The organism is Aneurinibacillus uraniidurans, assembly GCF_028471905.1.
Taxonomy (GTDB): domain Bacteria; phylum Bacillota; class Bacilli; order Aneurinibacillales; family Aneurinibacillaceae; genus Aneurinibacillus; species Aneurinibacillus uraniidurans.
This window is the reverse complement of the sequence record NZ_CP116902.1, coordinates 3,444,924-3,462,500: the sequence shown is the minus strand read 5'-3', so window position 1 is coordinate 3,462,500 and position 17,577 is coordinate 3,444,924. Positions and strand designations below refer to the sequence as shown.

Here is a 17,577-nt window from a genome sequence, read left to right as displayed (position 1 = left end):
CTCGTCCTCTCAGGGTTAGTCGGGACCTAAGCCGAGGCTGAAAAGCGTAGGCGATGGACAACAGGTTGAAATTCCTGTACTACCTCCACTCCGTTTGAGCAACGGGGGGACGCAGGAGGGTAGGGTGAGCAGACTGCTGGTTATGTCTGTCCAAGCAGTGAGGCGTGTGTATAGGCAAATCCGTACACTGTAACGCCAGGCTGTGATGGCGAGCGAATTAAAGTAGCGAAGTCCCTGATCTCACACTGCCAAGAAAAGCCTCTAGCGAGGAGTGAGGTACCCGTACCGCAAACCGACACAGGTAGGCGAGGAGAGAATCCTAAGGCGCGCGAGAAAACTCTTGCTAAGGAACTCGGCAAAATGACCCCGTAACTTCGGGAGAAGGGGTGCCCCGGTAGCGTGTCAAAGCGCGAGGGGGCCGCAGTGAAAAGGCCCAAGCGACTGTTTAGCAAAAACACAGGTCTCTGCGAAGCCGCAAGGCGAAGTATAGGGGCTGACGCCTGCCCGGTGCTGGAAGGTTAAGGGGAAAGGTTAGCCGCAAGGCGAAGCTTTGAACCGAAGCCCCAGTAAACGGCGGCCGTAACTATAACGGTCCTAAGGTAGCGAAATTCCTTGTCGGGTAAGTTCCGACCCGCACGAAAGGCGTAACGACTTGGGCACTGTCTCGGCAAGAGACTCGGTGAAATCATACTACCTGTGAAGATGCAGGTTACCCGCGACAAGACGGAAAGACCCCATGGAGCTTTACTGCAGCCTGATATTGAATGCTGGTATTGTTTGTACAGGATAGGTGGGAGCCGTTGAATCCGGACCGTCAGGTTCGGGGGAGGCGTCCTTGGGATACCACCCTGACAATGCTGGCCTTCTCACTTGCATCCCTTACCGGGATGAAGGACCGTGTCAGGCGGGCAGTTTGACTGGGGCGGTCGCCTCCTAAAAGGTAACGGAGGCGCCCAAAGGTTCCCTCAGAATGGTTGGAAATCATTCGCAGAGTGTAAAGGCACAAGGGAGCTTGACTGCGAGACCTACAAGTCGAGCAGGGACGAAAGTCGGGCTTAGTGATCCGGTGGTTCCGCATGGAAGGGCCATCGCTCAACGGATAAAAGCTACCCTGGGGATAACAGGCTTATCTCCCCCAAGAGTCCACATCGACGGGGAGGTTTGGCACCTCGATGTCGGCTCATCGCATCCTGGAGCTGAAGTAGGTTCCAAGGGTTGGGCTGTTCGCCCATTAAAGCGGTACGCGAGCTGGGTTCAGAACGTCGTGAGACAGTTCGGTCCCTATCTGTCGTGGGCGCAGGAAATTTGAGAGGAGCTGTCCTTAGTACGAGAGGACCGGGATGGACGCACCGCTGGTGCACCAGTTGTTCCGCCAGGAGCACAGCTGGGTAGCTATGTGCGGACGGGATAAGCGCTGAAAGCATCTAAGCGTGAAGCCCCCCTCAAGATGAGATTTCCCACAGCATAAGCTGGTAAGACCCCTTATAGATGATGAGGTAGATAGGTTCGAGGTGGAAGTGCAGCAATGTACGGAGCTGACGAATACTAATCGGTCGAGGGCTTAACCAATATAAACTTGCGTTTCGTTTCGATTCAGTTTTGAAGGTGTTACACACTTTCAATGATGATGGAGGTTCTGCTAAAGGCAGCGCACGTCCTGTGCGCAACGCAGAACGACCAACATCCTATTGGTCCGCAGTAGCTCAGTCGGTAGAGCAATCGGCTGTTAACCGATCGGTCGCTGGTTCGAGTCCGGCCTGCGGAGCCATGGCCCGTTGGAGAAGCGGCTTAACTCACATGCCTTTCACGCATGCATTCAGGGGTTCGAATCCCCTACGGGTCATTTCAAGGAAGTTCTGCTAAAGTCGCGACGTCCTGTCGCGACGCAGAACCTAGTACATCCTTGTACGTCGGAGGATTAGCTCAGCTGGGAGAGCATCTGCCTTACAAGCAGAGGGTCGGCGGTTCGATCCCGTCATCCTCCATCCTTATTCTAAAGGAAGTTCTGCTAAGAGCAGGCACGCCCTGTGTCTAATGCAGAACGGTACATCCTGTACGTCGCCGGTGTAGCTCAACTGGTAGAGCACCTGACTTGTAATCAGGGGGTTGAGGGTTCAAGTCCTTTCGCCGGCACCATTTTTAAAATAGCGATTTATGTAATGCGGAGCCGTGGTGAAGTTGGAGTTCACGCTGGACTGTCACTCCGGAGGTCGCGGGTTCGAGTCCCGTCGGCTCCGCCATTTATTTAAACATCGTTTTATGGCTCGGTAGCTCAGTTGGTAGAGCAGAGGACTGAAAATCCTCGTGTCGGCGGTTCGATTCCGTCCCGAGCCACCATATGCCGGTGTAGCTCAACTGGTAGAGCACCTGACTTGTAATCAGGGGGTTGAGGGTTCAAGTCCTTTCGCCGGCATTTATCTAAATATGGAGGGGTAGCGAAGTGGCTAAACGCGGCGGACTGTAAATCCGCTCCCTGTGGGTTCGGCGGTTCGAATCCGTCCCCCTCCACCAGTTTTATTGGGGTATAGCCAAGCGGTAAGGCAACGGACTTTGACTCCGTCACTCCCTGGTTCGAATCCAGGTACCCCAGCCACTTTATAGAGAGCCATTAGCTCAGTTGGTAGAGCACCTGACTTTTAATCAGGGTGTCACTGGTTCGAGTCCAGTATGGCTCACCATTTTTAACATGGTGAACACAATATGCGGGTGTGGCGGAATTGGCAGACGCACTAGACTTAGGATCTAGCGCTTCGGCGTGGGGGTTCAAGTCCCTCCACCCGCACCATACATGCGGACATAGCTCAGTTGGTAGAGCACGACCTTGCCAAGGTCGGGGTCGCGAGTTCGAGTCTCGTTGTCCGCTCCATTTAATCTTAATAATGTGCCCGTAGCTCAATCGGATAGAGTGTCTGACTACGAATCAGAAGGTTGGGAGTTCGAGTCTCTCCGGGCACGCCACTTGCCGATGTGGCGGAATTGGCAGACGCGCACGACTCAAAATCGTGTTCCTTCGGGAGTGTCGGTTCGACCCCGACCATCGGTACTCATACAAAAAGCACGTATCCTTAAAAAAGGATACGTGCTTTTTCTGTTACATCATGTTTTTTAGCATTGCCTGTACTGTTGGGTTTTGGAGTAGATTCATAATTTGGCCCATATCTACGTTTCCGAGTGCACTTGTTATCAGATTATCTCCTTTTGTTTTTCTTCTTTTCTTTGTTCCTTTTTTACGGGTATTGCTTTTTGTGGGACTGTTACTTTTTAGGAATGATTGAACGGCTGGATTTTGTAGCAGTTCAGCTATAGTAGCCAGATCGGATGCTTTGAATCCACCACTGGTAAGGTTGGCAAGTAAGGAACTTTTGCGGGGTTCTTCTTGACGTTTGCCAGTAAATAGGCTAAATAATGATCGGCGTGGACGATTTTGACGTTCTGTTCGTGAAACCGCCTGCTTATGAATGGCGGCTCTTTTTTTAGGATGACTTAATTCTTTCAACATGCCTTCGATTTTATCAACGCTTTGCTTTGTTTCATTCATGCGATTTTCCATCTGGCTTATACTTTGCTCGAGGTCAGTTAAGCGCTGGCTACCCGAAGAAGGGTGGTGTTTATGTGTCCTGATTTTTCTCTCTGCCATTTTTGCACCTCCTTTTATACGTGACGTGAAATTCACCTATCTCATCATATGTAAAGGCGGGTACAGGCGGTATAGGCTATGCACTCAGTTTCGTTTTTTATATACTTAAAGTAGGTGATGTAATTACTTGTAGACAAAGAAAGAAGGATCATAAAAATGGATGAACAGTATTTTTACCGTGATGTATGGGCAGAAATTGATCTTGATGCAGTAGGGGAGAATATGCGAACATTTCGGAAGCATCTCCCAGCCGAGACGAAGATCATGGCTGTTGTAAAAGCGGATGGATATGGACATGGTGCTTTTCAGATAGCTAATAAAGCGCTACGTGAAGGAGCGGAATGGCTTGCGGTTGCGCTCCTTGATGAAGCGCTTGAGCTGCGCATAAAGGGAATTACCGCGCCGATTTTGGTGCTTAGTTCATTTCCGGCTCGGGGTATTGCGTTAGCGCTCCAGCATGATATTGCTATGACTGTATACCAGATAGAGCTGTTAGAGGAGATCATACGTCAAGCGGAAGCCGCACGGAAAAAAGCACGTGTTCATATTAAACTTGATACTGGCATGGGACGTATCGGAATTCGTGAGGGAAGAGAGCTTTCTGCGTTTGCCGCACGTTGTCAGAGTGAATGGATTGAAGTAGAAGGTGTATTTACACACTTCGCCACAGCCGATGAAGAAAATCAGGCTTATACAATGGAACAGATGAGACGTTATGAGGAATTGGTAGCCTGTCTGGAAGCAGGAGGAATCCATCCGGCTCTTCTGTATACGAACAATACTGCAGCTACGATGTTCTATCCAGATAAAAGCCGTCATATAATCCGTCTGGGCATTAGTTTATACGGACAGTACCCGTCTTCTTATATGAAAAAAACGGGCATGAAGCTGCATCCAGTATTTCAGTGGAAAGCACGTCTCAGCCACGTTAAGCATGTGCCTGCGGGGACGAAGATTAGCTATGGTGCCACTCATATTACAACGAACGAGGCCGTTATTGCGACCGTTCCGGTTGGGTATGCGGACGGGTACAACCGACTGCTGTCGAATCGTGGGGAAGTGCTAATTCACGGACAGCGGGCTCCGATTGTTGGCAGAGTATGTATGGACCAGTTCATGGTTGATGTAACGGGGATAGAAGGTGTAGCAGTTGGCGATGAAGCCGTACTGATTGGAAGACAGGGAAGTGAAGAGATTACAGTCGATGAGATGGCTGACTGGCTTACTACGATTAATTACGAGGTCACATGCATGGTGAGTCGGCGTGTGCCACGGGTGTATGTCGAAAATGGGGTACGGATCGCGATGTCGAACCCGTTACTGTCGGATTTTTGTAAACAATAGCCAGCTAATCCACTGAAGTGTGCGGTTGTGACCACAAGGGAATCATGGTACAATCAGTAAGAATGAAAACTCCTATCTAACTATCAAAAAAGTAGTGGGATATGGCAGGAATTTGCCGTGATTGCTCGAATGGTAACTAAGGGAGTCGAAATCTCCCGCATTTCCACCGTTTGCAGTATATTTTTGTCTGCCATACGACATAATGGTAATAAAACAAGACGCGGTATTTTAAGTGCTGCTAAGCGGTTGTATAGTGTTGTTGGAGGTGCGATGGTCTTGTCGAAAATGGACACAAAGCGTATCATGATTAGCTTACCTGATCATCTTTTACAGGAAGTAGATGGTTTAGTGGAAAAAGAGAAATCGAATCGTAGTGAATTTATCCGTCAGGCGATGAGACTGTATCTGAAAGAGCGCAAGAAGCGCCATATTCGCGAGATGATGCAGCGCGGATACATGGAGATGGCGAATATTAATCTGCATATGGCGAGTGAAGCATTTGAAGCCGAGGAAGAAGCGGATTTAACCTTGGGACGTTTAGTGAGCGGGGTGTAGTTTGTGATCGTGAAGCGTGGCGACGTATATTTTGCGGACTTATCCCCTGTCGTGGGTTCTGAGCAGGGTGGTGTAAGACCGGTTTTGGTGATTCAGAATGATATTGGAAACCGTTTTAGTCCAACAGTTATCGTCGCAGCCATTACCGCACAGATACAGAAAGCCAAATTACCTACTCATGTGGAGATCGATGCGAAGTCGTATGCATTTGACCGTGATTCCGTCATTCTTCTCGAACAGATTCGCACGATCGACAAACAGCGACTAACAGACAAAATTACACATCTTGATGAAGAGATGATGGATCGGGTGAATGACGCTCTCCAGATTAGTTTAGGACTTATTGATTTTTAAACGTTATCTCGTAAATAGAACGCAACATAGCTGCTGTGCATAACGGTAGCTTTTTTTCTTGTTTGCGAAAGGATGGGTGCCGATGGAACGCAAAGAAATGAGTAAAGTAATCGCATCAGAGCTACAACTGCAGACCGGGCAGGTAGAGAGAACGGTAGAGTTGCTGGATGAAGGGGCTACCGTGCCGTTTATTGCGCGCTATCGCAAAGAAATGACCGGAACACTCGATGAGAATCAAATTCGAGACATTCAGGAGCGAGTGCAGTATCTTCGGCAGCTTGAAGAACGTAAAGAAGAAGTAATCCGACTAATTGCGGAGCAGGATAAATTAACAGATGACCTTGCCGCTAGCATTCGTTCTGCATCTAAGCTTCAGCAGGTTGAAGATTTATATCGTCCGTACCGTCAGAAGCGACGGACACGTGCGACGATGGCCAAAGAAAAAGGGTTGGAACCGCTAGCGACTTTTCTACTTACCGCACGCTCAGGAGATATACAGAAAGAATCGATGCGCTACATAAACAGTGAAAAAGGTGTGAACAGCACGGAAGAAGCGCTCGCAGGTGCGAAAGATATTATTGCCGAGCAAGTAGCGGATGAACCAGATGTGCGCAGCTGGGTGCGTGACTATACAATGAAGCGCGGTATTCTTGTTACGGCGAAGAAAGAAGACGAACCGGACGGCAAGAACGTGTATGAGATGTATTATGAATACCAGGAGCCAGTCAATCGGATGGCACCGCATCGTATACTGGCTGTGAATCGGGCAGAGCGGGAAGGAATCCTTCGCATTAAGATAGACGTAGATATGGCCCCGGTACTTGAGAGACTTGAACGCAAGCAAATTCACCGTGGGAGCATTGCTGCTGATATGCTTAAAGAAGCGTTAGAAGATAGCTATAAGCGCCTGATTGCACCAGCGGTAGAACGAGAAGTACGAAATGCGCTGACTGAAAAAGCGGAAGAGCAGGCGATTCGAATTTTTGCTGAGAACTTGCGCCAGTTGCTTCTTCAGGCTCCATTGCGTGGCCGGACCGTACTTGCACTGGATCCAGCCTATCGGACAGGCTGTAAGGTAGCCGTCATTGATGAGACAGGTAAGTTGCTTGATGTAACGGTAGTGTATCCGACTCCGCCGCAAAGTAAAGTTGCGGAGGCGAAAAAGACGCTAACTGCACTGATCGAGCGGCACAATGTTTCCATTATCGCGATTGGTAACGGCACAGCGTCACGCGAGACAGAGCAGTTCACAGCGGATATGCTCAAAGAGATCAAACAGGATGTTTCCTATATTATTGTGAATGAAGCAGGGGCGAGTGTGTATTCGGCATCCAAGCTGGCGGGGGAAGAGTTTCCGAAGCTCGATGTAGCCGAACGCAGTGCAGTATCCATCGGTCGTCGTCTGCAAGATCCGCTTGCGGAGCTTGTCAAAATTGACCCGAAATCAATTGGTGTCGGTCAGTATCAGCATGATGTATCACAGGGAAAACTGACAGATAGCTTACAGTTCGTTGTCGAATCGGCCGTCAACTATGTTGGCGTAGACGTGAACACCGCCTCACCGTCGCTTCTCCAGTATGTATCAGGTGTATCTAAGCAGGTAGCTAAAAACATTGTTGCTCGTCGCGAAGAGAGTGGAAAATACAAGTCGCGCAGCCAGCTTAGAGACGTGCCGCGCCTTGGTGCGAAAACATATGAACAGTGTATTGGCTTTTTGCGTATCGCTGACGGAGATAATTCGCTCGATAACACGCCTATCCACCCCGAGTCATATGAAGCGGTACGGAGTTTGCTCAGTAAACTTAAGCTGACCGCAGATGAAATGGGCAGTGAGGCGGCGAAAGAAAAGCTGCGGGGTGTAGAGGTCAAATCGATGGCAGAAGAGCTTGGCATCGGTGTGCCGACGCTGCAGGATATTCTCGCAAGCTTGCTGCGTCCGGGCCGTGACCCGCGTGAAGAGCTGCATAAACCGCTTCTTAAAAAAGATGTATTAGATATTAAAGACTTGCAGCCAGGTATGGAACTACAGGGAACGGTGCGTAATATTGTAGATTTCGGAGCATTTGTAGATATCGGGTTGAAAAACGATGGCTTGGTACACATCTCACGCATAAGCCGCCGTTTCATTAAGCATCCGCTTGATGTCGTATCGGTTGGGGATATTGTAACGGTCTGGGTGCAGGATGTGGATCGAAACAGAGGGCGTGTTGGCCTGACAATGCTTGTGCCAGAATAAAAAATAACAGGGGGCGAAACGGTTTAGTTTCGGCCCCCCTGTTTATCTTGATACAGAAACCAGCAGTCATTCAGCAGGAGAATTTGTCGCCGGTTCTTTGTCTGAAAGGCTTTCATCAGTTGGCGTTGGAGCCACTGAGGCATGCTCCTCTCCCTCCTTGACGGTAGGTGTCGTTTCTACCTACTGTATGCGGGAAGTAAGGGTGCTGTCACCTTTCTATGCGTATTCGCCCTCTTCAACGAGGTATTCAAGCTGTGCGTGAAGAGCACGAATCTCTGTTAGAAGCGAGATAAGTGGATAGTTCTCTTCATTGAGCGCAGCAAAGCGACTTTCAAGAGCCGCGAGATAATCGAGTCCTGATAGAATCGCATACTCATTATTATGGAGTTCAAGTTCTGTACATTCTCCGACCACGATAGGTAGAGTCGGACGATTTTCTGTCGTAAGCTTATCGATTTCCTTGTGCAGGCGGCGCAGCAGGGCGATAAGCTGATACATATAATCGGATGGCATCGCAATGAATTCAATCCGATTTTCATTAGATAGGATACAATAATGCATACAAACGGATCCCCCTTGTGTGATCTATATGTTCACAGTGTAGCGCATGTTGGGGTTATTGACAAATGGTGAAACAGAGGAGAGGAAAGTGACGATGGGAGATACTGAATTGCAGCGGCTTGTTGAAGAGATTTCCCGTACCTACTTTACTGTTCCATTTCGGCATCGTGCGTCTTTTAATCCACGCTTGCGAACAACGGGTGGGCGGTATGTGCTGCGGACACATAATCTCGAATTTAATCCGAAGCACTATGAAAGGTTTGGGATGGAGGAGTTAATTGGTATTATTAAGCATGAGTTGTGCCATTATCATCTTCATCTGACTGGAAGAGGGTACAAGCATAAAGATGCGGATTTTAAGCAACTGCTCCGTCAAGTAGGAGGAAGCCGCTACTGTAAGTCACTGGAACCGTCTGTGAGAAAACGGAGGGAACCACGGTATGCACTCACCTGCAAAACGTGCGGCATGCGGTATTTACGGCAGCGGAAGATGGATGTGCGTAAATATGTGTGCGGCAAGTGCAAAGGCAAGTTGATCTTAGAAGAAGTGGGGGGGTGTAAAGGATGAAGCGGCGTGATGAATTTGGCTTAATTCGTCTGTTGACAGGCGGACAGCACACACCGGATGCACTGGCGGATAGGCTTGTAGTCGGCAATGGCGATGATGCAGCAGTGATGAGTGGGCGCACCGGATATGATTGGATTGCTTGCTGCGATACCATGGTAGAGCATGTGCATTTTGCCAGACGAACGATGCGGCCATCTGATATCGGACATAAAGCGCTGGCAGCGAACATAAGCGATATTGCTGCAATGGGCGGGACCCCTATGTTTTATTTAGTATCACTCGGCCTGCCGGCTTCTTTCGAAGAAGCGGAGATCGTAGAGATGTATGAAGGCATGTCTCGCCTAGCTGACACCTACCATATGGCACTTGTAGGCGGTGATACGGTTGCCATTCCGGGTGATGGTCCGCTTACGGTTACGGTTACGGTACTTGGGGAAGTGGAAGCAGGACGTGCGCTTACGAGGGCAGCAGCAAAGCCGGGAGACCGTATATTTGTTACCGGGCCGGTTGGAAGCTCGGGAGCAGGATTACACGCACTACTCGCTTGGGGAATTGATGAACTGCCGGAACGGTGGCAAACGATCGCTGAAGCGCATCGTCTCCCAATGCCACAAGTGACAGCAGGGCGTGTACTTGGGGCGAGCGGAGTACGAGTCGCACTGAATGATGTGAGCGATGGACTAGCCAGTGAAGCCTGGGAGATTGCAGAAGCAAGCGAGGCGGCGCTTGTTCTAATGGAAGGGTCCATCCCTGTAACAGATGACGTAGTAGCATACGCAACTATAACTGAGCTGCATGCACAGGATTGGGCGTTGTACGGTGGGGAAGATTATCAGTTAATCGGCTGTGCCCCCCCAGATGAGCAGGAACGGCTAAACAGGGCGTTTCAAGATGCTGGGATTTCCTTGCACTGGATTGGATACGTGGCAGAGGGACCGGCAGATGTACGTATACGCCGGATAAGTGGAGAAGAAGCGCCACTTGCGAAAAAAGGGTATAATCATTTTCAGTAAAAGAATCAAGCTGATGGAAAGGGATGCGTACATGGCAGAGCAAACAACGTATACGTTCATAACTCGTTCAGTCGGGGAGACGCAGCGGCTTGCAGAAGCGATTGGCAAGATGGCAGAGCCGGGAGATGTGCTGACACTGTCGGGCGATCTGGGTGCAGGGAAGACGAGCTTCACGCAGGGACTAGCACGCGGATTAGGTGTGCCGGGAGTAGTGAATAGTCCAACGTTTACAATCATTAAAGAATATTCCGGGCATCTCCCGCTTTATCATATGGATGTGTACCGGATGGAAGATATGGGAGAAGACCTTGGCTTTGATGAATATTTCTACGGGGATGGCATGACGGTAGTAGAATGGCCGCAGATGATTGCGGAACAGCTTCCGCCAGAGCGGTGTGACATCGTGATCACACGTGATAATGAAAATACACGCACATTTGTGTTTACACCGCATGGTTCTCGTTATCAAAAAGTATGTGAGGCGATAGCAAATGAACATCCTAGCAATTGATACATCTACGTTCAGTCTGAGCGTGGCAGTTTCCACAGAGCAGAAGGTGCTCGGGGAGTTCGCCACGAATCTTAAAAAAAATCACAGTATTCGGCTTATGCCGCTGATTAGTGAATTGCTCACTGAAGTAGAGCTGGCACCTACTGATCTGTCTGCTATCGTCGTAGCGCAGGGACCTGGTTCGTATACAGGTGTTCGTATTGGTGTGGCAACGGCGAAAAGTATGGCCTGGTCGCTTGGCATTCCATTGATCGGGATATCAAGTCTAGAGGTGATCGCTTGGAACGGGATGCACTTTCCCGGCCTGATCGTGCCGCTGTTTGACGCGCGACGAGGTCAAGTGTATACAGCCGTCTACCATTCGGGAGAAGACGGCATCGAAGTGGTAGAGGAAGAGCGCATTGTACTGCTAGAGAATGCGCTACAAGCGTGGAGGGAACTTCCGGGAGAGCCGCCGATGTTGTTTCTCGGGGACGATGTGGCACTGCATCAAGAGCGGATTGTAGAGCAGCTCGGCAGTCGTGCCATCTTTGCTCCTGTTTCATATTCACTTCCCCGTGCGGCTCATCTAGCAGAGGCTGGAAGGAAAGCGTGGGCAGCAGGTCGTACGGAAGATGTAGCGGCTTTTACCCCAGTCTATTTGCAGCTAGCGGAAGCGGAAGCTAAATGGCTTGCTGCCCAGAAGAAGTAGGTGGGGCGTATGAAAACAGAGCGATTGGTTGTAATTCGACGCATGGAAATGCGAGATCTCGATGACATTGAAATCGTGGAGAAACATTCCTTTACGACACCGTGGTCTAGAGATTCATTTATTAATGAAATCCAAACGAATGTATTTGCCCGCTATCTTGTTGTCGAATCTGAAGGCAGGGTGATTGGATATGGTGGCATGTGGCTTGTTGTGGACGAAGCGCATATTACAAATATCGCGGTTCATCCGGATTTTCGCGGGCATGGATTGGGTGAGAAGCTGATGCGGGCGCTTATGTTAGTAGCGTTTGAGTCAGGGGCTGCGCATATGACGTTAGAAGTGCGACGCAGCAATATACCAGCTCAGCGGCTATATGAGAAACTAACCTTCAAAGCGGAAGGCATTCGCCCCGGTTATTATACCGATAACGGAGAGGATGCGATTATTATGTGGGCGGAACTCTCTGGTCAATAAAAATTAGGATAGAAAAAGTACAGGTGGGTACATATGAGTTATACAAAATGGAGACAAATGGTTGAGATGCGGCGGAAGGCTGACTTGGAAGCAGGTGGACCGATTCGGATTCTGGGCATTGAGACAAGCTGTGACGAGACATCAGCTGCTGTAATTGAAGATGGACGGACCATTCTGTCGAATGTGATTTCGTCGCAGATTGAGAGTCATAAACGATTTGGTGGCGTTGTGCCGGAAGTAGCATCGCGCCATCATGTGGAGAATATTACACTCATCATTGAGCAAGCACTTCAGGAAGCAGCGTGTACATGGGACGATATTCACGCGATTGCGGTTACGTGCGGTCCTGGTCTGGTCGGAGCACTTCTAGTAGGAGTAGCGGCAGCTAAATCGATCGCATTCGCCCGCGGGATTCCGCTTGTTGGCGTACATCATATTGCAGGTCATATTTATGCGAATCGCTTTGTTAAGGAACTTGAATTCCCACTTCTGGCACTTGTCGTATCTGGAGGACATACAGAGCTTGTGTATATGAAAGAACACGGCTCGTATGAGATTATTGGGCAGACACGTGATGATGCTGTCGGAGAGGCTTACGATAAAGTTGCTCGCTCGCTCGGGCTGCCGTATCCGGGTGGTCCGCATATTGATCGTCTGGCACAGGAAGGGACAGCATCCATTCCACTCCCTCGTGCGTGGTTGGAAGCAGGCTCGTATGATTTCAGCTTTAGTGGTTTGAAATCGGCCGTACTGAATGTACTGCACAATGCAAATCAGCGTGGAGAAACGATTGAGCCAGCCGATCTTGCAGCTAGCTTCCAGGCGTCTGTCGTAGAAGTGCTCGTTGAGAAAGCATTCCGATTAATGAAGGAGCGCTCGGTTAAGCAGCTTCTACTTGCTGGTGGAGTGGCTGCGAATAAAGGGCTGCGTGAGGCGCTTACCAGCCGGGCCGCTGTGGAAGGTGTTGAATTGATCATTCCACCGCTTTCACTTTGTACGGACAACGCAGCTATGATCGCAGGTGCAGGATATATTGGGTATCAAAAAGGAATGCTGGCAGATATGGATCTAAATGCAATCCCCGGTTTACCGCTACGATAAAAGGGCAACCCTATTTATAGGGTTGTTTTTTTATTGTGGATAGTACGTTAATAAAGTTATGCACAGGTTGTGAATAATGTGGATATAATCGTGGATAACTTGATATACCTATACTGATTCTGTGGATAAAAATGTGGGTATGTAGAAAAGGAGACAGCGTGTTTGTATACAATGAGAAAGATATCCTTCTTATGTTTCATAATAAGCGTGCTTTTCTTTGGATTTTACCCAGTAGCAAGGGCAGGTTATACACATTCAGCTGTTTATACGGTGCTGATTCCTGCCTTATCGTCAGAAGATATCCACAACTTGTCCCAGGATTCAGAATTTTTATGGTTAAAGGAAGCAGCCTTCGGTGTAATGAATACGCGGACCGCTGCCTCTCTAAAAGATATCCACACAGTGGCTACCATCGCATCCGGTGTTCGAGCTGTTTATCCGGATCAAGGGAGGCGCTCCTATGGTGTGACGGAGCAGAACGAAAAAGTACTGCGCCAGTACAAACAGCTGTATGGCACACTTCCCATTGATCTAACAGGAGAAAGCATTTTGCTTCCCTCTATCCCATTGTTTGAAAAAGAAAATGAACAGCGTAATACGGGCGCTATTCCCGGCTTGCTCGGAGAGACGGTAGAGCGATATGGAATTCAACGGGCGGCTGCGGGGAACAGTGACACAGATAGCATAAGTCGTCTCGCACCTCTTCTTACGATGAACCGTCAGGGGGTTACCCCACACGGAGCGATTGGCGCAGATATTTTGCGAGATGCACCAGACTTTCCGGGAGGCAGCCGGATAGATGGAGAACGACTGCTTGTCAAAACCGCGATGTGGCGGCAAAACGGTGTGCATTTTCTTGTGATTGAGCATGGAGATCTTGCCCGCCTGACGCGGTACCATTCGATCATGAATGAGAGACGGTATGCCAAGCTGCGAGCAAGTGTACTCCGTGAGACATTTATGTGGATTGGAGCGCTGCGCAAACAGCTCCAAGCGGGGGATCGCTTACTAGTTGTATCTGCGTCTCTGCCTGCGGAAGCCATTGCGCAGAAAAAACGTCTGGCCCCAGTTCTTTTATGGGAGGGGCAGTCTGGTGGTTTATTGACGTCCGGCACGACGCGACGGCCTGGACTTATTGCCAATATCGATCTGGCCCCGACGATCTTAACGTGGTTTGGTATCTCAGTTCCACCAGAGATGAAGGGGTTACCGTTATCCGTCATAAGGGGAGAGGGACAGACAGAGCTGTGGCGGGAAATAGAGAAAATGGACCATATATACGCGACGAGACCGGCGGTGCTGTATCCGTATGTTGGACTTGTCGTGTTTTCGCTTATACTGGCGGTAGTGGTATTACCTTCGCGGATTAAGATACGTCGCTTGCGATGGTGGCTGCGCTCGGTACTTCCATTTGTTCTGCGTGCCCTACTGTTCGTACCACCGGCATTGCTTTTTCTACCGCTTATTCCAGGTTTGCCTGGACCGTTTTTGGTTTGGCTGTTTCTACTAGGAGCTTGTTCAATTGGAGCGTATACGATAGGTCGTCTACCGTTTATTACCTGCTTTTTTTGGATTGGTATTCTGGGCTGGCTGCCGCTGCTAATGGATGGCCTGTCCGGTGCTACGTTAATCAAGCATTCCTATTTAGGCTATGATCCGGTGATTGGTGCACGGTATTACGGTATTGGTAATGAATACATGGGGGTGCTGCTAGGTGGCTGGGCACTCAGTTTGGCATTGCTGGCTGAATATACGGGCCTAAAGCGGCGTAGCTGTGGGATAGTGGCAGCAATCACTGGACTCGTTTTGCTTGTATATGCTGCCTGGCCTGGGCTTGGAAGTAAGGCAGGGGGGATTTTTGTGTTTCTGGCCGCAGGTTTCTACCTGGTGATGCGGCTTATTGACATTCCATTTTCCTTGCGTACAGTTACGGTAGCGAGTGGAATAGCACTGGCAGGTGCGGGGGTATTTCTTATCATTAATTATCAGCTTCCAACGATGGATCAGTCTCATATCGGGCGAGCTGTAGGTGAGCTTATAGCAGGCAATTGGGCAGAGATTGGGCGGATTGTGGAACGCAAACTGACGATGAACTGGAAATTAATTCTGTCATCGGCATGGAGTCGTCTGTTTCTGATTAGTTTGGTACTGGCTGGGCTGGTTGCCTTTCGATGCCGGGAAGAGAGTCAGAGATTGGTTACCCGGTACTCAGGGCTTCCTTCTGCATTTGGTACGATAGGGCTCGGCTCTGTTGTAGCTGTTCTTCTGAATGATTCTGGGATTATTACAGCTGCGCTTGCGGTATTGTATGCGCTTGTTCCGTATATATGTGGTCTTTTGGATGAAAGAGCGGATTTTCGTGATACCGACAACGTGTAGTGGGAGGGAGTGGGAGAAGTGACGAGGTCCCGTCCGATCCCGCTCCTCCACCATACTTTGGAGAAAACCTCCCTCCAAGAAAAACGAGACTACCTCAGTCGCTTTGTTACAGCGTTTGAGACAGCCTCGTTTCGAATTATTCTAGCTCTTCTTGTAGTTCCGTCCATTCTTCTAGACAGGCATCGAGTTTGCCACGAAGTTGTTCGAGTTCCGTCGTAAGAGCGAGTGCCTGCTCATGGTCACCAAATACGTCCGGGTGACACAATTCTGCTTCGATTTCCGCTATTCTCGCTTCGAATTTCTCAATGTTTCCTTCTAGTTCTTCGATACGGCGTTGACGCTGACGCTCCATTTTTTTTACCTCTTTATCCTGGATGAAGCGTTGTTTACTCGTTCCAGTCGAGGATAATGACTGGTCGGAGGAGGAAGAATCATTCTTAGAGGAGGCAGCTACTTTTAGTTCGGCTAATTCCTCTTTTTTGGCTACATAGTAATCATAGTTACCAAGATATGAGATGACCCCATCTGGCGTCATTTCCAGCACGCGAGTCGCGATTTTATTCAAGAAGTAGCGGTCATGGGACACGAACAGAATCGTGCCGGGATACTCGTCTAGCGCTTCTTCCAGAATTTCTTTGCTGAATAGGTCGAGATGGTTTGTCGGTTCATCAAGAATGAGCAAATTTGCTTTTTGCAGCATGAGTTTGGCAAGTGAAACGCGAGCTTTCTCGCCGCCGCTTAGCTCGCTAATTTTCTTGAGTACATCGTCTCCGCTGAATAGGAAGTTGCCAAGCACAGTGCGAACGTCTTTTTCCAGCATGTTCGGATAGTCGTCCCATAATTCATGGAGTACTTGTTTGGTCGGATTCAGGGTTTTCTGTTCTTGATCATAGAAGCCGATCATGACATTGCTGCCGTATGAGATCTCACCTGCAAGTGACTGCAGACGCCCGACAATGGTTTTCAGCAGTGTCGATTTGCCGAGGCCGTTTGGACCGAGCAGCGCGATGCGTTCGCCGCGTGCCACATCAAATGTCAGATGGCGAGCAAGCACTTTATCTTGATAGCCGACTGCTACGTCGCGTGCCATCAATACTTGATTTCCGCTTACCTTTTCGATATCAAAACTAAACTGTGCCCGTTTTAATTCACCAGCCGGTCGGTCCATTACATCCATACGATCAAGCTGCTTGCGGCGGCTTTGTGCTCGTTTGGTTGTGGAAGCGCGCGCAATATTACGCTGAATGAACTGCTCGATGCGTGAAATCTCGGCCTGCTGTTTCTCGAACTGGCGGAGCTGTTGCTCTAAGCGCTCACCTTTCTGAATGAGATAGCTGCTGTAGTTACCGGTGTAGCGCGTGACATGTGTCCGTTCCAGTTCATAAATGATGTTAACAAGCGAGTCGAGAAAGAAACGGTCATGTGATACGACGAGCAGGGCACCTGGATAGCCAAGTAAATACTTCTCAAGCCAGCCTAAGGTTTCGATGTCGAGATAGTTAGTCGGCTCGTCGAGAATGAGTACGTCCGGCTGCAAGAGAAGCAGGCGAGCCAGTGCAAGCCGCGTTTTCTGACCGCCGCTTAACTGTCGAATCGGCACGGTGTATTGCTCCGGGAAAAAACGCATGCCGTGCAGGATCGAGCGAGTTGTCGCTTCATATTGATAACCGCCTTGCGCTTTAAAATCATCGACAAGATGAGAGTACGTATTCAGAAGACGTTCATGTAGAACTGGATCGGCGATACTATCCGGATCGGCGATTTGCTTCTCAAGCCGTCGCAGTTCTGCCTCTTTTTCTTTGAAATGAGAGAACACAAGCATCATCTCATCCCAGATGGTTCGGTCTGTATCAAGGCCACTGTCCTGGGCAAGATAGCCGATAGTTGTATCTTTTGCTTTAATAATGTCGCCTTCATCCTGAAGCATTTGTCCAGTGATGATCTTCAATAACGTCGATTTGCCAGCGCCGTTCACGCCAACAAGCCCAATACGTTCGCCGCTTTGCAGAACCATATTAATAGTAGAAAGCACGGGATTCGCGCTGAATGATTTGGCGATGTTCTGGGTTTGCAACAAAATCATAAATATCCACCTCAGTCCTTCTATCCACCATTCATTTTAGCGTAAAATTAAGAGAGAAGAAACAGGGGGG

At 49.3% G+C, this 17,577-nt stretch carries 15 protein-coding genes, 14 tRNA genes and 1 rRNA gene (1 of these 30 cut by a window edge); 26 read left to right on the top strand and 4 right to left on the bottom strand.

What is annotated here, in order from left to right:
• The 15 genes from PO771_RS17315 to PO771_RS17245 all read left to right on the top strand — a co-directional run.
• Nucleotides 1–1,569 (top strand): 23S ribosomal RNA (locus PO771_RS17315) (it extends 1,368 nt beyond the left edge of the window).
• A gap of 123 nt (nt 1,570–1,692) precedes the next feature.
• Nucleotides 1,693–1,768 (top strand) — tRNA-Asn (locus PO771_RS17310).
• A gap of 1 nt (nt 1,769) precedes the next feature.
• Nucleotides 1,770–1,843: transfer RNA gene (locus PO771_RS17305), tRNA-Glu, on the top strand.
• Between the two features lie 69 nt (nt 1,844–1,912).
• Nucleotides 1,913–1,985: transfer RNA gene (locus PO771_RS17300), tRNA-Val, on the top strand.
• Nucleotides 1,986–2,060: 75 nt separating this feature from the next.
• A tRNA-Thr gene (locus tag PO771_RS17295) sits at nt 2,061–2,136 on the top strand.
• 27 nt (nt 2,137–2,163) lie between these two features.
• Nucleotides 2,164–2,240: transfer RNA gene (locus PO771_RS17290), tRNA-Asp, on the top strand.
• A gap of 21 nt (nt 2,241–2,261) precedes the next feature.
• Nucleotides 2,262–2,337 (top strand) — tRNA-Phe (locus PO771_RS17285).
• Between the two features lie 3 nt (nt 2,338–2,340).
• Nucleotides 2,341–2,413, top strand: a tRNA-Thr gene (locus PO771_RS17280).
• A 13-nt stretch (nt 2,414–2,426) separates the two neighbouring features.
• A tRNA-Tyr gene (locus PO771_RS17275) sits at nt 2,427–2,511 on the top strand.
• Nucleotides 2,512–2,518: 7 nt separating this feature from the next.
• Nucleotides 2,519–2,593 (top strand) — tRNA-Gln (locus tag PO771_RS17270).
• 9 nt (nt 2,594–2,602) lie between these two features.
• Nucleotides 2,603–2,678: transfer RNA gene (locus PO771_RS17265), tRNA-Lys, on the top strand.
• 24 nt (nt 2,679–2,702) lie between these two features.
• Nucleotides 2,703–2,785: transfer RNA gene (locus tag PO771_RS17260), tRNA-Leu, on the top strand.
• Between the two features lie 5 nt (nt 2,786–2,790).
• A tRNA-Gly gene (locus PO771_RS17255) sits at nt 2,791–2,866 on the top strand.
• A gap of 15 nt (nt 2,867–2,881) precedes the next feature.
• A tRNA-Arg gene (locus tag PO771_RS17250) sits at nt 2,882–2,958 on the top strand.
• 3 nt (nt 2,959–2,961) lie between these two features.
• Nucleotides 2,962–3,043, top strand: a tRNA-Leu gene (locus PO771_RS17245).
• A 48-nt stretch (nt 3,044–3,091) separates the two neighbouring features.
• Here PO771_RS17245 and PO771_RS17240 read toward each other — a convergent pair.
• Entirely contained in the window at nt 3,092–3,637 is a 546-nt protein-coding gene (locus PO771_RS17240) for a hypothetical protein (protein WP_272560882.1), read from the bottom strand.
• 156 nt (nt 3,638–3,793) lie between these two features.
• Here PO771_RS17240 and alr point away from each other — a divergent pair, with 156 nt between their 5' ends.
• From alr to PO771_RS17220, 4 genes are all read left to right on the top strand, one after another.
• A complete protein-coding gene (alr, locus tag PO771_RS17235) occupies nt 3,794–4,981 on the top strand; it encodes an alanine racemase (RefSeq protein WP_272560881.1) in 1,188 nt (395 codons plus the stop codon).
• A gap of 270 nt (nt 4,982–5,251) precedes the next feature.
• Nucleotides 5,252–5,536 (top strand): CopG family ribbon-helix-helix protein, encoded by a 285-nt coding sequence (locus PO771_RS17230; RefSeq protein WP_272560880.1) that lies wholly within the window; start codon nt 5,252–5,254, stop codon nt 5,534–5,536.
• 3 nt (nt 5,537–5,539) lie between these two features.
• On the top strand, nt 5,540–5,890 hold the full coding sequence (locus tag PO771_RS17225) for a type II toxin-antitoxin system PemK/MazF family toxin (protein WP_096467534.1): 351 nt from the start codon (nt 5,540–5,542) through the stop codon (nt 5,888–5,890).
• Between the two features lie 82 nt (nt 5,891–5,972).
• Nucleotides 5,973–8,126, top strand: coding sequence for a Tex family protein (locus PO771_RS17220; RefSeq protein WP_272560879.1), 2,154 nt, complete (start codon nt 5,973–5,975; stop codon nt 8,124–8,126).
• A gap of 23 nt (nt 8,127–8,149) precedes the next feature.
• On the opposite strand, the gene cmpA is transcribed toward PO771_RS17220, so the two are convergent.
• Nucleotides 8,150–8,269: a cortex morphogenetic protein CmpA gene (gene cmpA / locus PO771_RS17215; RefSeq protein ID WP_272560878.1), complete on the bottom strand. Its 120-nt coding sequence runs from the start codon at nt 8,267–8,269 to the stop codon at nt 8,150–8,152.
• A gap of 73 nt (nt 8,270–8,342) precedes the next feature.
• Nucleotides 8,343–8,687, bottom strand: coding sequence for a hydrolase/acyltransferase (locus PO771_RS17210; protein ID WP_272560877.1), 345 nt, complete (start codon nt 8,685–8,687; stop codon nt 8,343–8,345).
• Between the two features lie 94 nt (nt 8,688–8,781).
• Between PO771_RS17210 and PO771_RS17205 the strand changes: the two genes are divergently transcribed.
• From PO771_RS17205 to PO771_RS17175, 7 genes are all read left to right on the top strand, one after another.
• Nucleotides 8,782–9,255 carry a SprT family protein gene (locus PO771_RS17205; RefSeq protein ID WP_272560876.1) on the top strand — a complete coding sequence of 158 codons (474 nt, stop codon included), beginning with the start codon at nt 8,782–8,784 and terminating at the stop codon, nt 9,253–9,255.
• On the top strand, nt 9,252–10,268 hold the full coding sequence (gene thiL, locus PO771_RS17200) for a thiamine-phosphate kinase (RefSeq protein ID WP_272560875.1): 1,017 nt from the start codon (nt 9,252–9,254) through the stop codon (nt 10,266–10,268). Before PO771_RS17205 ends, thiL begins: the two co-directional genes overlap by 4 nt.
• 31 nt (nt 10,269–10,299) lie before the next feature.
• Nucleotides 10,300–10,779: a tRNA (adenosine(37)-N6)-threonylcarbamoyltransferase complex ATPase subunit type 1 TsaE gene (gene tsaE / locus PO771_RS17195; protein ID WP_272560874.1), complete on the top strand. Its 480-nt coding sequence runs from the start codon at nt 10,300–10,302 to the stop codon at nt 10,777–10,779.
• Nucleotides 10,760–11,470: a tRNA (adenosine(37)-N6)-threonylcarbamoyltransferase complex dimerization subunit type 1 TsaB gene (gene tsaB, locus PO771_RS17190; protein WP_272560873.1), complete on the top strand. Its 711-nt coding sequence runs from the start codon at nt 10,760–10,762 to the stop codon at nt 11,468–11,470. Before tsaE ends, tsaB begins: the two co-directional genes overlap by 20 nt.
• A 9-nt stretch (nt 11,471–11,479) precedes the next feature.
• The gene (rimI, locus tag PO771_RS17185) at nt 11,480–11,944 is read left to right on the top strand and encodes a ribosomal protein S18-alanine N-acetyltransferase (RefSeq protein WP_272560872.1); all 465 of its coding nucleotides are present in this window, start codon (nt 11,480–11,482) and stop codon (nt 11,942–11,944) included.
• 57 nt (nt 11,945–12,001) lie between these two features.
• Nucleotides 12,002–13,045 carry a tRNA (adenosine(37)-N6)-threonylcarbamoyltransferase complex transferase subunit TsaD gene (tsaD, locus tag PO771_RS17180; RefSeq protein ID WP_422665017.1) on the top strand — a complete coding sequence of 348 codons (1,044 nt, stop codon included), beginning with the start codon at nt 12,002–12,004 and terminating at the stop codon, nt 13,043–13,045.
• A gap of 309 nt (nt 13,046–13,354) precedes the next feature.
• The gene (locus PO771_RS17175) at nt 13,355–15,424 is read left to right on the top strand and encodes a hypothetical protein (protein WP_272560870.1); all 2,070 of its coding nucleotides are present in this window, start codon (nt 13,355–13,357) and stop codon (nt 15,422–15,424) included.
• A gap of 136 nt (nt 15,425–15,560) precedes the next feature.
• Here PO771_RS17175 and abc-f read toward each other — a convergent pair whose 3' ends face one another.
• A complete protein-coding gene (gene abc-f / locus PO771_RS17170) occupies nt 15,561–17,507 on the bottom strand; it encodes a ribosomal protection-like ABC-F family protein (RefSeq protein ID WP_272560869.1) in 1,947 nt (648 codons plus the stop codon).
• Nucleotides 17,508–17,577: the final 70 nt, after the last annotated feature.

Bases quoted from the DNA above. Each gene is read 5' to 3' on its own strand.
- PO771_RS17240 (WP_272560882.1), bottom strand. From the start codon at position 3,637: ATGGCAGAGAGAAAAATCAGGACACATAAACACCACCCTTCTTCGGGT.
- alr (WP_272560881.1), top strand. From the start codon at position 3,794: ATGGATGAACAGTATTTTTACCGTGATGTATGGGCAGAAATTGATCTT.
- PO771_RS17230 (WP_272560880.1), top strand. From the start codon at position 5,252: ATGGTCTTGTCGAAAATGGACACAAAGCGTATCATGATTAGCTTACCT.
- PO771_RS17220 (WP_272560879.1), top strand. From the start codon at position 5,973: ATGGAACGCAAAGAAATGAGTAAAGTAATCGCATCAGAGCTACAACTG.
- cmpA (WP_272560878.1), bottom strand. From the start codon at position 8,269: ATGCCTCAGTGGCTCCAACGCCAACTGATGAAAGCCTTTCAGACAAAG.
- PO771_RS17210 (WP_272560877.1), bottom strand. From the start codon at position 8,687: ATGCATTATTGTATCCTATCTAATGAAAATCGGATTGAATTCATTGCG.
- PO771_RS17205 (WP_272560876.1), top strand. From the start codon at position 8,782: ATGGGAGATACTGAATTGCAGCGGCTTGTTGAAGAGATTTCCCGTACC.
- thiL (WP_272560875.1), top strand. From the start codon at position 9,252: ATGAAGCGGCGTGATGAATTTGGCTTAATTCGTCTGTTGACAGGCGGA.
- tsaE (WP_272560874.1), top strand. From the start codon at position 10,300: ATGGCAGAGCAAACAACGTATACGTTCATAACTCGTTCAGTCGGGGAG.
- tsaB (WP_272560873.1), top strand. From the start codon at position 10,760: ATGAACATCCTAGCAATTGATACATCTACGTTCAGTCTGAGCGTGGCA.
- rimI (WP_272560872.1), top strand. From the start codon at position 11,480: ATGAAAACAGAGCGATTGGTTGTAATTCGACGCATGGAAATGCGAGAT.
- tsaD (WP_422665017.1), top strand. From the start codon at position 12,002: ATGGTTGAGATGCGGCGGAAGGCTGACTTGGAAGCAGGTGGACCGATT.
- abc-f (WP_272560869.1), bottom strand. From the start codon at position 17,507: ATGATTTTGTTGCAAACCCAGAACATCGCCAAATCATTCAGCGCGAAT.